Source organism: Erwinia endophytica (assembly GCF_009295515.1).
GTDB lineage: Bacteria > Pseudomonadota > Gammaproteobacteria > Enterobacterales > Enterobacteriaceae > Erwinia > Erwinia endophytica.
Genome location: NZ_RQVV01000050.1, coordinates 1 through 14,108 on the forward strand (window position 1 = coordinate 1; position 14,108 = coordinate 14,108).

7 protein-coding genes and 4 pseudogenes are annotated in these 14,108 nt (G+C 50.1%); 5 read left to right on the plus strand and 6 right to left on the minus strand.

The window, feature by feature from the left end:
• Window positions 1–54: 54 nt before the first annotated feature.
• The 3 genes and pseudogenes from EH228_RS13900 to EH228_RS13910 form a co-directional block, all read right to left on the minus strand.
• Window positions 55–216 (minus strand): annotated as a pseudogene (locus tag EH228_RS13900) (IS1 family transposase); the annotation flags it as partial.
• Between the two features lie 472 nt (window positions 217–688).
• A complete protein-coding gene (locus EH228_RS13905; protein ID WP_152322235.1) occupies window positions 689–973 on the minus strand; it encodes a type II toxin-antitoxin system RelE/ParE family toxin in 285 nt (94 codons plus the stop codon).
• The gene (locus EH228_RS13910) at window positions 960–1,259 is read right to left on the minus strand and encodes a type II toxin-antitoxin system RelB/DinJ family antitoxin (protein ID WP_152322236.1); all 300 of its coding nucleotides are present in this window, start codon (window positions 1,257–1,259) and stop codon (window positions 960–962) included. Before EH228_RS13910 ends, EH228_RS13905 begins: the two co-directional genes overlap by 14 nt.
• Window positions 1,260–1,688: 429 nt before the next feature.
• Between EH228_RS13910 and EH228_RS13915 the strand changes: the two are divergent.
• Window positions 1,689–2,530 (plus strand): annotated as a pseudogene (locus tag EH228_RS13915) (IS3 family transposase); the annotation flags it as partial.
• A 41-nt stretch (window positions 2,531–2,571) separates the two neighbouring features.
• Here the strand turns inward: EH228_RS13915 and EH228_RS13920 are convergent.
• Window positions 2,572–5,576: pseudogene (locus EH228_RS13920) on the minus strand (Tn3 family transposase).
• 163 nt (window positions 5,577–5,739) lie between these two features.
• Here EH228_RS13920 and EH228_RS13925 point away from each other — a divergent pair.
• From EH228_RS13925 to EH228_RS13940, 4 genes and pseudogenes are all read left to right on the plus strand, one after another.
• Window positions 5,740–6,288, plus strand: coding sequence for a recombinase family protein (locus EH228_RS13925; RefSeq protein ID WP_152322237.1), 549 nt, complete (start codon window positions 5,740–5,742; stop codon window positions 6,286–6,288).
• A gap of 98 nt (window positions 6,289–6,386) precedes the next feature.
• On the plus strand, window positions 6,387–8,645 hold the full coding sequence (locus EH228_RS13930) for a M23 family metallopeptidase (protein WP_193323349.1): 2,259 nt from the start codon (window positions 6,387–6,389) through the stop codon (window positions 8,643–8,645).
• Window positions 8,645–9,301, plus strand: coding sequence for a hypothetical protein (locus EH228_RS13935; protein WP_152322238.1), 657 nt, complete (start codon window positions 8,645–8,647; stop codon window positions 9,299–9,301). The genes EH228_RS13930 and EH228_RS13935 overlap by 1 nt, the downstream gene beginning before the upstream one ends.
• Before the next feature lie 136 nt (window positions 9,302–9,437).
• Window positions 9,438–9,736 (plus strand): annotated as a pseudogene (locus EH228_RS13940) (IS3 family transposase); the annotation flags it as partial.
• A 286-nt stretch (window positions 9,737–10,022) separates the two neighbouring features.
• On the opposite strand, the gene EH228_RS13945 reads toward EH228_RS13940, so the two are convergent.
• Both EH228_RS13945 and EH228_RS13950 read right to left on the minus strand, forming a co-directional pair.
• Window positions 10,023–11,861 (minus strand): UvrD-helicase domain-containing protein, encoded by a 1,839-nt coding sequence (locus EH228_RS13945; protein WP_071033596.1) that lies wholly within the window; start codon window positions 11,859–11,861, stop codon window positions 10,023–10,025.
• Window position 11,862: 1 nt separating this feature from the next.
• Window positions 11,863–13,968, minus strand: coding sequence for an ATP-dependent nuclease (locus EH228_RS13950; protein ID WP_152322239.1), 2,106 nt, complete (start codon window positions 13,966–13,968; stop codon window positions 11,863–11,865).
• Window positions 13,969–14,108 lie beyond the last annotated feature (140 nt).

Consider the following 14,108-nt stretch of genomic DNA (forward strand, 5'->3'; position numbering starts at 1 on the left):
GGAAAAACAGGCCGCTTAAATTAACCAGGGGTGCCAACTACCTTGACACTTACCGTCCTTCATGCCCTGCTGACAGGCACGGTATTTATATTCAAGTTGAAAGCTTCGGCAGTATGCCTGACAACGATAACGTTGATGTCCGGCACTTCCCTGTCCATGCTTTTTTACTGGGCCGGTTTGCTTACAAAACGGACATTTTACATCAACCTTAGCCATCAGACTCCCTTTGATAAAAACGGGGAGTTTATATTATATTCAACGGATTGAATACATGACCAGGCAAGAAGGGCATCCTGATCTACGTTCAAAAAGGGGGATCAGATCGCATAGAAAATGCTGAACAAGGAAGAAACGTGGTCCCTCCAACTCCGACAGCGCTTCTTCGGTATGAAGGTCAATCGGTGACGCATCAGTGGCGTTCAATATAGTTGCAAGCGTCTCGATCAATGCAGAATGGCTATCATCCAATCACCGATACCCTCGGTCCGCAACAGTCTGAACCAGGCCGCGAGTGCGGAGTTGCGCAGCCAATTCCGCCTTATCTACCGGCGTCTCCTTTGTTGCCATTGGTCTACCTTTTGGATTCGTTATTCCGAAAGATCTTGCAAGATTCTCAAAGTCGATGGAATTGACGCGCACACCCCAGCCTATTTATCATTCACAGCGTTACATAAGGACCTCACCCTTACTACTGCACTGGCGGCCATTGCTGCGCTGCATGCAGCACACGCAGAATACGCACGGTCAAAGTATCTTCCGTATAGACAACAATGTAATTCGCCCGAACAACCATTTCCCGCGTGCCCTCTATACGACCAGCCCGGTAGAGCCTCGGATGTTCCGGAAGCTGCCCTGCCCTGGCCTCAATATCATCTTTCAGCCATTGAGCGGCGTCAGGATTATCGTCTGATATATAATCGACGATTGCCAATAGGTCGGCTCGGGCCAGTTGCGACCATTCAAGTTCGGGCACGGCGCTTCCTGTCGATCAGGGCCTGCGCCTCGTCCATTACCTGCTGATGTGGCACGCCCGGCTGGCTGTCCGCCAAAGCCTCATGTACCTTCGCGCGGAACCATTTGTCATGCGCTTCCGGGTCAGTCGTCAGACCCGCAGGCAACCCACCTTCTTTGGTAACACGGGTCAGAAAAATACGCACGGCATCCGAAACGGATAGACCAACACTGGCGAGCGTTTCGGTCGCATCCGCCTTCAGCTTGTCGTCTACACGGATGTGCAGCATGGAGGTTTGAGCAGCCATCGTATTTCTCCTGGTAAAAGACCAGCTTCATTGTGCGTCTCATTTGAGATACAATCAAGAACCATCGACTCTGCTTCGACTGCACTGAATACTTTGGTTTAGCAAGATGCTTACAGAATAGTTAATCCACATGTATGGCAGCACAAAAAATTATCAGAAAGCACCAGATTTATTCGGAATAAAAAAACCCGCATTCACGCGGGCTTCGTCATACTTAAATACCACCAAATTCCAGGCGGTAATAGTTAGGGGCTATTCCCACTCTATTATAAATTATATAAAAATAAACATATAAAACAGCAGGTTACCAACCATATTGCTTGCTGAACCATGAAAAACACCACGTTCAAATCAGAGAGATATATGATCTTACCCGCCAATAGTGGACACGCGACTAAGTGAGTAAACTCTCAACCAGAGGTAGCTCACATGACAAAATCCGTATCAACCAGTAAGAAGCCACGTAAGCAACATACGCCTGAATTTCGCAACGAAGCCCTGAAGCTTGCAGAACGCATCGGTGTTGCTGCCGCTGCCCGCGAACTCAGTCTGTACGAATCCCAGCTCTATAGCTGGCGTAGCAAGCAGCAGAGCCGGGCAACGTCCTCTGAGCGAGAGAGTGAACAAGCAGCAGAGATTGCCCGCCTCAAACGCCAATTGGCGGAGAGGGACGAGGAGCTGGCCATTCTCCAAAAGGCCGCGACATACTTCGCGAAGCGCCTGAAATGAAGTATGTCTTCATCGAAAATCATCAGGCTGAATTTAGTATCAAGGCCATGTGTCGTGTATTGCTGGTCGCCCGCAGCGGCTGGTATGCCTGGCGTCTGCGCCGCAATCAACCCGGTTCGCGTCAGCAGTTCCGGCTCACCTGCGATGAGGCCGTACATAAAGCATTCACTGCGTCAAAACATCGGTATGGTGCCCCACGACTGTCTGAAGAGCTGCCGGAATATAACGTGAAAACGATTGCAGCCAGCCTCCGGCGTCAGGGGCTGCGGGCGAAAGCCTCCCGGAAGCACGGCCCAGTCAACTATCGCGCACATGGTCTGCCAGTGTCGGAGAATCTGCTGAAGCAGGACTTCAGCGCCAGCGGCCCAAACCAGAAGTGGGCAGGTGACATCACGTATCTCCGCACTGATGAGGGCTGGTTGTATCTGGCGGTGGTCATCGACCTGTGGTCGCGTGCCGTTATCGGCTGGTCAATGTCATCGCGAATGACAGCCCGGCTTGCGAGTGATGCGCTGCAAATGGCACTCTGGCGGCGTAAACGCCTGGAAAAGGGGTGTGACGCTCAGTGGAACGAAAACTCACGTTAAGCAATTTTTTCTTCCTCTGACGCCTCTTTTAATGGCCGCAAATGTCCTTTGGTCACCAGTTCTGCCAGTGTGAAGGAATAATGGCCTAGCATATTGATATGCCCGTGGCAAAGCGGTGAGAGTCGTGCAATATCTTCATCATTCAGGGTTTCCCCCTGTGCCCGGAGATGATCCAGGGCTGCCTGCATATAAATAGTATTCCATAGCACGACGGCGTTAGTGACCAACCCCAGTGCGCCCAGTTGATCTTCCTGACCGTCGGTATATCGCTTTCTTATCTCACCTTTCTGACCGTGACAAATAGCTCTGGCAACGGCATGGCGGCTTTCTCCCCGGTTTAGTTGGGTCAGAATGCGCCGACGATAATCTTCATCATCAATATAATTAAGCAGATACAGCGTTTTGTTGATACGTCCCACTTCAATGATTGCCTGAGTCAGTCCGGAAGGGCGCTCACTCTTCAGTAACGAGCGAACCAGCACCGAAGCCTGCACCTTGCCCAACTTCAGGGAGCCTGCAGCTCGGATCATTTCGTCCCACTGAAGGACTATTTTTTGCGGATCTGACTGCCCTCTGGCAATATCATTCAGCACCCCATAATCAGCGTCATTGTCCATGCGCCAGAAAACCGAAGCACCGGCATCAGCCAGGCGCGGGGAAAACTGGTATCCCAACAGCCAGAAAAGACCAAAGACAAGATCGCTGGCCCCTGCGGTATCGGTCATAATTTCGGTGGGGTTCAACCCGGTTTCCTGTTCCAGAAGACCTTCAAGCACAAAAATTGAGTCCCTCAGCGTCCCCGGAATAACAATGCCATGAAAGCCAGAATACTGATCGGACATAAAGTTGTACCAGGTGATCCCCCTGTTATGACCAAAGTATTTGCGGTTCGGTCCGGCACTGATTGTTCTGACTGGCGTAACAAAGCGCATTCCGTCCGCAGAGGCTACTTCCCCTCCACCCCACATTTGTGCCAGCGGCAGCGTTGCCTGGAAATCAACCAGCCTGGCATTCGCACTGGTGATAGTTTCAGCCCGCAGGTAGTTTGCTTTTGTCCAGTTCAGCCGGTGTCGGGTCAGGGCAGGAACATTTGACCTTATCAGGGGTTCCAGGCCGATATTGCAGGCCTCAGCCATCAGTACGGCGCTGATACTGACGGGCAGATCGTCAACTCTGGCGCTGGCTTCGCTGGCATGGAAAAACTCATCAGCAAATCCGGTATGGGCATTGATTTCGAGCAACAGCTCTGTCAAATCCACAGTCGGGAGCAAATCACTGACCTGTTTGCTCAGTCGTTTCAGACTGTCCGGCTCGTCAAGACTGGCGAGGGGAGAAATTGTCAGCCTGGGCTTTGGACCGGTAATATCAAGCTGGACCGCCTCGTTTTCGCCAAGGCGTGCGGCAACCTGCCTGTAACGGGAGTCCAGCTGAAGACCCAGCGATTTTATTGCATCCTGTGGATTCGTCGGGTGCCCCAGAGAACGATAAACTTTAATCCGGTTTGCCTGCCAGTCTGCGCCCTGTAGTAATTTTTCGCGGGGATCTCCCCACCGGTTACTGCCGGTAACGTAGACATCCCGCCGTCTCAGGCTGTCCTGCAGTTTACTGAGAAAGCACAGCGTATATCCCCTTCGGGTGATATGTTTTTCCTTATTAACCACCAGTCGTTTCCATGGCCGGCTGATGATTTCCGTTGGTGCATCATCAAAATACTGCCGCCGTGAGCTGAACTCGCGGCTGAGATAATCGCAGGCATTCAGGGTGGTGCTCCCGGCGGGAGCTGCTGAAAATTTAACGGTATTCAGCAGACAGGGCAGGAAACGACGAACCCGCCCGTACTGCTCCACCATTTCATCATGAAAGTTATCGTCTGAGGGCCGGGCAATTTCACGGACAAGTGCGATGATGTCGGCCAGTTTTTGCCTCGGGATGTGGCTGAATACTTCGGCCCGGATTGATTCATCCGGCGTTTCCTCTTTCAGCAGGTACGAACAAGCGCTGGCGAGCGCCAGTGCTGATTTATCCAGATCCTTCAGCGATCGGAGCCGTTTTTTCTGCCCAATCTTTCTGGCGTCACGGATGATAACAGCCAGCATGGCATCCAGAACGTCCAGTGCATCATCCAGCGCCAGCGTTTCCCATGCAAGTACAAAGGCAACCAGTATCGCTGTCCTTTTCTGCGGAGCCATCCTGGCGATATTGAACACCGAAGTCATTCCCGCATAACGAGCGAGATTTTTCAGACGTACAGCCGGGATCGCATTCAGGCTTTCATTTTGAAGGCCAAAATCGCTCAGCGTTTTCCAGCGATCTATTGCCTCATTAAACGCCGGGCCGCTGATGGTGACCGGGCCTTTCTTAAGTGATTCCAGCAAAGACAGGCGGCCGGAATCAGCGGGTCCCAGCAGCGTCTCCAGTTGTGAACGCTGCACGGCAGACGGAATCATTGCCAGCCTGTTCCACAGGCGCAGCGTTGCCTTTTCCCTTACCTCTGAAATCAGCTGGGTCAGCGTGGTCGCGCCGGGGAGAATAATCCTGTGCTGCATCAGCCACCCTGTCGCCAGATCAAAAAGCAGGGCCGGACGCTCGTTGCTTATCCAGCTCCGGGTATATAAAAGACGAGTAAGACGAAAAGTCCAGGCCAGGCTAATTCACGATAATCATAATGCTGACGTATCAGCGCGGCATGCTCACGACGGGTATTTTCTCTCTGGCCGTATTCTGCCAGCACAGTGATATCATGGATGGCAAGCTGTCTGGCGATAAAATGCCGGACGCCGGAAGGAATATGATTCATATCGGTGAGGAAGGTGCCCAGAAAACGGACGCATCCAATTTGCAGGGCAATGCCCAGACGGTTGTGATCACCTCTGCTTTTTCCGATAAATTCCTTGTCTGCTTCATCAAGGTGAAAATATCGTGCCAGCTGAAGCTCATCCGGTTCACCGGTGAACCGGCCATAGCTTTCAGTCTGCTCAGTGGTCAGAAAGTCAACGGGCATATCGGCCTCCCTGCCTGACGGTTATATATTAACAATTCCGCAACCGTCCGAAATGTTATAAATTATCAGACACATGCAAACAGTATCATTTTTGTGTCTATTAAATCGATTTTTCGTTATAACAGACACCAGTTGTCCGATATGTGATTTAGGATACATTTTTATGCGACTTTTTGGTTACGCACGGGTATCAACCAGCCAGCAATCCCTCGATATTCAGATCAGAGCGCTCAAAGATGCAGGGGTAAAAGCTAACCGCATCTTTACCGACAAGGCATCCGGCAGTTCAACAGATCGGGAAGGGCTGGATTTGTTACGGATGAAGGTGGAGGAAGGGGATGTCATCCTTGTGAAGAAGCTCGACCGTCTTGGCCGTGACACCGCCGATATGATCCAGCTGATTAAAGCATTCGACGCCCAGGGCGTGGCTGTCCGGTTTATCGATGACGGGATCAGTACTGATGGTGACATGGGGAAAATGGTCGTCACAATTCTGTCGGCTGTAGCCCAGGCCGAACGGCAGAGAATTCTGGAACGTACAAACGAAGGCAGACAGGAAGCAAAACTGAAAGGCATCCGCTTTGGTCGTAAGCGAACAGTCAACAGGGAACCGGTACTGGCTCTACGGCAGGAAGGCCAGGGTGCATCAGAAATAGCCCGCCGACTGAATATTGCCCGCTCCACAGTCTATAAAATATCAGGTGAGGCGTAAGTATTCCGTATTTTCTTTGCCAGTGGACAATGCTTATTTAAATAAAATTGCGCTATTCTGCGCTTTTATAGATTCTACAAATCAGACAGGGAGTCAGCATGATAATCAGTCCGCCGTTTGTCCGTCCCCGGAACGCCGGAGAAAGTGAACCGTCATGGGTCAGCAGAATGATGCCCGTAGATATCAACAAGGACTTCCCGCTCAACAGACATGCATCGTGGCATGGAGGCGTGCACGTTCTCCATACTGACCGCACAGAGGAAGGGTACGACCGCACTGAGTTTGTCCGCGCCATCGCGGACGGAGTGGTGGTCTCCTGTCGCGCGCCGTCCTCCACAGACCGCCGCGATGCCTTCCCGCTGAATTACAATGGTAGAACTGATGACGGCTATGTCCTGCTAAAACATGAAACCGATATAGGGGAAAACTGCAGCGTCGTGTACTACTCCCTGTACATGCATCTCCGGGAGCGGCTGGACCCCGCCATCAGGGACGGCGCCAGAGTCTGGCGTAAGGACCGCATCGGGCAGAGTGGTACGGTGGATAACGTGAATGCCTTTCACTTTGAGGTATTCTGTGACAACGAAAACATGCTGAAACTGACCGGACGCACCACACCCGAACTCGATATCACCCGTGACGGCAGAACCGATACCCTATACGGCGATATCCATTTTTATCTGCCACCCGGTACACACTTTTATGAATCGGTGTCTGACGCGGCCTCACCGGACACGGACCGCCTGAATACAGTTCATACCACCATGGAACCACTCTTCGTCAGCATGACGTTCGGAAAAGGCGACTGCACGATGCTCACCCGCAGGCAGAACGCCACCACAACGGCATGGTTCGACACTGTGGGGGAGCCATTGGTCAACACTGATGCCGTACAGGATGATGATGATGATGATGATGAAATTCCGTATGAATACAACCTTTACCGGACATCCAGACGCCTGTACCCGCAGAATCCGTCTGCCGGGTTCGAACTGCTCCGTTTCGGGCGGGTCATCAGTACTGAACATGAAACCCTGACGCCCGCTGATGCCCCGCTGTGGCGTACCATCAGCTTCCCCGGCGGAACGGGCATGGTCAATCTGGCTTCCCCTGACATCAAAAAATTCAGCGATGCCGACTTCCCGCACTGGACGGGGTGGCGGATGGTGGACGATGACACGGACAACAACAGTCAGTGTAATTCCCCCCTTATCGCCGGATTACAGGATAGCGGGCATTTCAGCGACCTGAGCAGCCGTCTGGTCTGCCATTTTCCGCTGGAGTGGAATGCTACCACCTTTGACCAGCGCTATGCCTGGCTCAGAACCGGCTCTGACGATATTCCTGCCATGTCTGAAGAAGACTATGAACGGCTGAAAAGTCATGCCTCAGCGCTGTGCTTTGATACCGGCGAACACGGTACCGGTAGACTGTGGCATTTCCATCCGCAAACCTTCATCACCCATTTCCGCAAGTGTTGCTGGCTAAGCAAATCAGAACTGAAGCAGCTCATTCCCCGGAACGCATTAAGAACGGCTGGGCGGAATGATTACCGCTGGGAGGCCATCAACAACTACCGGGACGGTGCTGGCAGCGTCCCGGACAATATCCGTACGCACATGAACAGGGCAATGCAGAAATACCTGATTACCACCCCGCTGCGCATCGCCTGTTTCCTGGGGAACGGCATTCAGGAAACGGGCTGGCTCGGGTCGATGGAGGAAGGGTACCGCTATACGGAAACAGACCCGCGCACGCGTCAGGTCATCCGGCACTACAACATCTGGTATTACCCGTGGTACGGGCGCGGCCTGTTACAGCTTACCAGCCCGGTGAATTACTTTGATTACTTCAGCTTCCGGGGACGAGCCTGCCCGGAAAATATCAGGAACACCCTGATAAATGAATATAATCGCCTGTATGCACAACGGCCCCTTCGCTACACCGACAATCACCTGTCTGATACCGAAAACCACGTCCCGGAGAATATTATCCGGTGGAGGAATAACGTCAGCAGCGACCTCCATGAGGCGGCCAGCAGCGCCGGGTTTTACTGGGTGGCAAGGGGTATGGCTCCCTACGCCGATGCGGAACACGTGCTGGAGCGGTGCAGCGTCACTCCCCGGCGGAGTGGGATAAAAATTTACTACCGCAGCCCGGCCTTCTGGCGTGCCAGCGCCGCTGTTAACCTGCCGGGCCAGGTCAACAACGAAAACTATCAGGGGCTGAATGGTTTTGATACCCGCTGCTGCGTCTACGGCAGCGCGATAGCCGTCCTCACCGAGCAGAAATTCCCGGACAGCCATAACAACCCGGTCAACGAAAAACCCGAATCAGACCAGCTAAGGAGAGGCTGATGAAAAAATTATTACTGCTGATGGCAATCCCGTTTTTTTCCTCAGGAGAAATAACCCCCGAGATTACTACTCCAGAAAAATTCAGTGCTCTGCCTTTTTACCAAAAAACATTACATCGATATGACTACCTGGCGAATACAGCAGACTGCGGAATTGTTTCATTAAAATTATTCCACCCAACTGAGCATAATAAATATCCACCATCAGGTCACAGCCCTTGGATTTGCCTGTTTCCTGTTGATGTCATCCATGACGGATACGGACCAAACAGATCGCTTGCTGAAAAGGTCTATTTTGATGAAAAAACGGAACTGTGGAAAAAGAAAAAATATAACCGGAACAGAGAAGAAACCCTGCGTTCTCTGAACGTTTATGGTATCAAAAGCCTGAGCGAGCTGCAGCCTCTGGAGCTGTATAATATCCGGTCCGTCAATGCCCGTGGCTATGCGGTTATCGACAGTAATATTTCCCTAGAGGAAAAAAAGAAAGGGGTGAAGAAAAAACTGTCATTCTGCCTGATACAAAACCAGAGCTATTCTGCTTTCTGCGGTTCAAGATCAATGCTCGTCGACGGAAAAGACATCGATTTCACCCCCTATATGCTCAAATCCCTTGAAACGGTCGAAATGGGGCTGCCGGAAAAATCATATAATTGACGGTGATTGAAATTCGTCATAAGCCCTAGAAACAGCTAAGGTTCTCACAAGCAAAAGGATCTAATAATGATCTTTTTGCTTATATTGGTTTACCGTAATCTCTTAGCGTGAGTTTTCGTTCCACTGAGCGTCAGACCCCGAAAATGTTATTGTCCATAGCGACCGTGGTGGTCAGTACTGCTCAGCGGAATATCAGGTGTTGCTGAACTGCGCGGGAGCATGAGCGCAAAAGGCTGCTGCTACGACAATGCCTGTGTGGAAAGCTTCTTTCACTCACTGAAAGTAGAATGCATCCACGGTGAACATTTTAGCAGCCGGGAAATCATGCGAGCGACGGTGTTTAATTATATTGAGTGTGATTACAATCGCTGGCGACGTCACAGCGCCTGTGGCGGACTCAGCCCGGAACAATTTGAAAACCAAAACCTCGCTTAGGGCGGTGTCCACATTACGTGGGTAGGATCAATACGCCCTATATCGGCGTCCTCCGACCTCACAGCATCTACCGAGGCCGTGGCCATCTACCGCAACAAAATGGCCAGCTCGGTCGGGGTGCAATCGAGGCGGGCTTCAGCAAGCAGTTCCGCTGATTAGAAGAATCCCCTCAATTATCGGTTGACAACGCAATTAAAAAATAAGCCGCTTGTATCAATTTTACGCTTTGGACTGCCCCCACCCCGGTAGAAGTCTGCATAAGCCATTCAAAAGGCAATAACAATCCTCAGGCCATAATTCGTATTTGATCAGGCGACAATAGTTTACTTTCAATTAGTTCAGCTTGAGCTCCCTCTGGATTAGCTGTGAAAAGTACTATACGTAGATCCTCCTCAGCACGGGAAAACGAGACATACACGAGCTTCTGAGTTACAGAGCGTTGCCGATCAGAGGGCTCCCCAGCGGTGAGAGGAGTTAGGGTTTTACTAAAGCTGTATTGGTTCCATGCTGCTTCGACATCATCATAAACGACCAATACCTTTGGATATTCCTCGCCCTTCACTCCATGTTGAGTGCTATAGGCGGTATTGTTGTTAAGATATTCGAAATAGCGGGAGACTCCCCCTGTAGCCATTTTAAAAAATGAGTCTGCGAGCCAATCTCCTTTGTCGAAACTGTGAAGCTCCTCATTGAAAGGCTCAGTACGTGGAGGACGATCAAGATGCTCACTCAACCTTTCTGAGGGCTGGATTATCTGCATCTCGACGCAAAAGTGAAGGATCGTTCCAATCGTCTCGGTATCCCACAAAGCATGCAACTGCTCAACCAAAGACCTCGAAGTCTCAATCATCACTTTCAGTGACTTTTCCGCATTTAATCCATCGCTCGCGAAAGCAGGACTATCTCTACGAAGTAGATTAATAATTTTTCGATCGTCACCTTGGCTTTGAGCTGTTATGAGAGGGCAAATCGTCGAAAGAAATGGTTTAAGAAGGAAATGGGTCCCTTCCTCAAAAGCATCTTGAGCCCGTGATGAGGCATAGTCTCCAGTGAAGAGGCGATTGAGATCAGCGAAGCCAAGCCGTCGCGCGATCATTTGACGTGCCAGGAAGAGCTTCATGACATCGTCGCGACCTGCCCAACCCCAGTTTTCGACTGCAGCATCCATACGAGCTAGCGCCCGCTCAATCTGTTCTTCTGAATAGCGCCTGCGTGGTTCTGTTGGCTCTTCTGCTTTAATTAGCAAAAATTCAACACTACCTTCACATTCAGCATTTTCGCCAGCAGCATACTGCTCAACATCCCCACGATAAGCATTGAGAAGTCGGATAACGCTTTTAGAACAGCGAAAGTTTTCAGCTTTCTTGATGACTTTACCTTTGTCTGGTGGCGCAAAATCACCGGCACTTCGGTCATAAATCTGCTGCCAGGGGTCACCAAAATAGCCAATCATAGGAAGTTCATCACCCGCACAGACGAGATTGAGTCCTGAGACGATTCCCTCAAATGTGTCCTGTGCTTCGTCGACGAAGATGTAAGGGAAACGTAGGCCAATGATCCGTCTAAGTGTTTGATTATTTTCAAGCAAGTAGGTTGCAATTTCTATGACATCATCATGCCCAATCTGTCCTTTTTCGTAATCACTGAAGCTAGTGTCAGAATAGTCAAAATGATTGACTGCTTCGAGAAGGGCAAGCTGTTCTGTCAGTCGTTCTATTTTTGCGCGAGCTTTAAGTGCCTTTTTGCTGTTACCGCCGTTATCATCTTCCCTAGCCTTGTCTATAAGATTTGGAATACGGCTTTCATATAACGCTTGACGAATATTTTCGTGGAAATGGCTAATCAAGCCCCACAGAAATCCATGAAGAGTCGAAACTAGGTACAACTCATCAAACCCCAATCTTTTCTTGATGACCTCAACCGCACGCTTGGTAAAGGTAATACAAGCAATGCGTTGACCATGCTTTCTAAGGATATTCCCTTCATTATCCCGGACCCGGCCAAGAGCATCTACCAGTGAACTAGTCTTGCCCGCGCCTGCGCCGGCTATCATCGCAAAACTACGATGGCCATCGATGCATGCACGGACTTGAATATCCGCTTCGCTTTCTATCCATGTCCTCATGCTATTCTCCCGCCGCGACAGAGGCTTCTGTATCCACCACAACTGGTAGCGGGGGTAATAGGCGCGACTCAAGCCATTTCAACCCTTCGGCAATATATCCAGGGACAATCCATTGCTCAGCGCAAGCCAAGATGTCCATAGCAAAATCAGTTTTTTTGAAATTATCCGACCGAACCCTATCGTAAACATCCTGGTAAGCGTCGCTGAGAGACGCTCGGACAGTAATGCCAATAGATAAAGCACCAGATCGAAGTAGCCCAAAATTCTCATATACAATTGCTTCTTCCAACGTGCGCGGACGTAACATCTCGCTGGCATCATTTTCCTCGACCAAAACATCTGTCTGAAAAGCGATGCAACGATCCTTATCGTTGTGTTGCTTCTGCGCGCAAGTCAATGCGATCAGTTGGTCAATTGTTGTCAGCCCACAAAGTTTCTTTAGGGACGCGTTGGACGTTTTTGCTCCAGCAACATCCGCTCGACAGGCTTTGGGATTACCGGTAGGTGAAACTGAATCAATGTCAGTGATAACAAGATAGGGAATATGAAGGAAGCTAAGCAAACCCTCGAAACGGTGAGCATACGCTCCCCCTACCTCCAAAACTGTGAGATACACAGTCCGTAATCGCTCTGCAGCACGCTCAATCATGGTCGGCATTAACAACTTCTCAACAGCACCTTCAACAAGGATGCCAGCATCGGCGAAAAATAGGTCACAGTGTGTTAGACGTAAATAGCGTTTAAGGAAGGCTAGCGATTCTGATGGTGGGATAACCTTACCATCAATTGTCTCCACATTCGGCTGGAAAGCGCGGAGGCTTCGAACCATTGACGCATTGCGAATGCCAGCAGCTTCTGTTTCACCCTCACAATGGCAGCGCTGGAAATAGCGAACTTTCTCAAAATCCACAGCCTCCATGATATGCGAGGAATGCGTGGTTATGACAAGTTGCGGTACGAGATTCGGTTCTCCAGCCACCTCAGCGGACTGATTAATTACCTGCCAAATGTTGGATATAAAAGTTTGTTGTACCTGAGCATGGAGATGAACTTCAGGTTCTTCAATGAAAATCATCAGGCACAGAGGTCTGTTCTCGGTGGTCATTACCCATTGAGAATGGAAGTGACGCGCCTGAATGGCCATATAAATTAGATTTTTGAATCCAAGCCCGTTATAGAGCTCAGGTAGTTCATGCTTCCGGCTAGGGTCAATATAAAGCAATTCGGTATTCCCCCGAAGAGCAGTCTCGGGGCTAAGCGATGATATAATCTGCAATTCGCGATCATTAATTGACGGCACACCAAGGCGCTTGATGAGATTGATCAGTGGGGCAAATTGCTTTGCATAGTGATCAGTCAGCTGTTTGTTATTCGCATCGATTACGCTATGAGCATCAGCGGCATGGTCAACCTGCTCAAGGTTCTTTTGGTAGAAGGTGGCAAATGCCGAAGAGAGCCTATTACTGCGACTGCTGTTGTCATCGTTAATGTTGCGCTGCGCGTCCACGAACTCAACACGTATGAGCTGCTTAAGAAGACGTTTGCCTTCGTCAGGATCAAGATAACTCGACAAGATCTCAGACGGTGCTCCCTCCTGAATCTTCTCGTCTAGTGAGTAGTAACAAACCGTAAAATGTCGGCCAAGATTTCCGTCGATAGATAGATATTGCGAAAGCGACTTAGAGCGCGTTCCATCTTCCTTGGGAGGATAGGCAGCGTTGTAATTCTCGTATAACTTCCTTACTTCAGAGACCTCATACGACAGCCTAATCCCTACACTCGTGAAATCCGAAAGATTTGGCAATAATGTGAAAACTCTACCAAAACCGATGCTTTCGGGATCGATAGTGAACCAAAGGTCAAGACTAATTTTGGGGAGGAGCGTCTCATCTCCGGTCAATCCAAATGTGTCGAAATCTGCTATCCGGGCGACAGAAAAGTCGTAGATCTTGAAATCTCGTCCCCCCAGAAAGCAACGAAAAACCGCAGTGGCAGAAGTTTTGCCACTGTTGTTGGGACCAACAAAAATGGACTCCTTCTCTTCAATGTCAATCTGCACATTTTCCAATCGACGGAAGTTCCGAATCGCTACATGACTTACTTTCATTTAATCCCTCCTTGACACTTCAAGATAGCAATCCGAAAACTGATGCTACTCGCTTCGTTTATTTTGAGGACATTTTTTACATTTTTTCCAGCCCTTGCTGAGAAGTTTGTTCCAGAAATGACTTTGAACAAATATTCTTA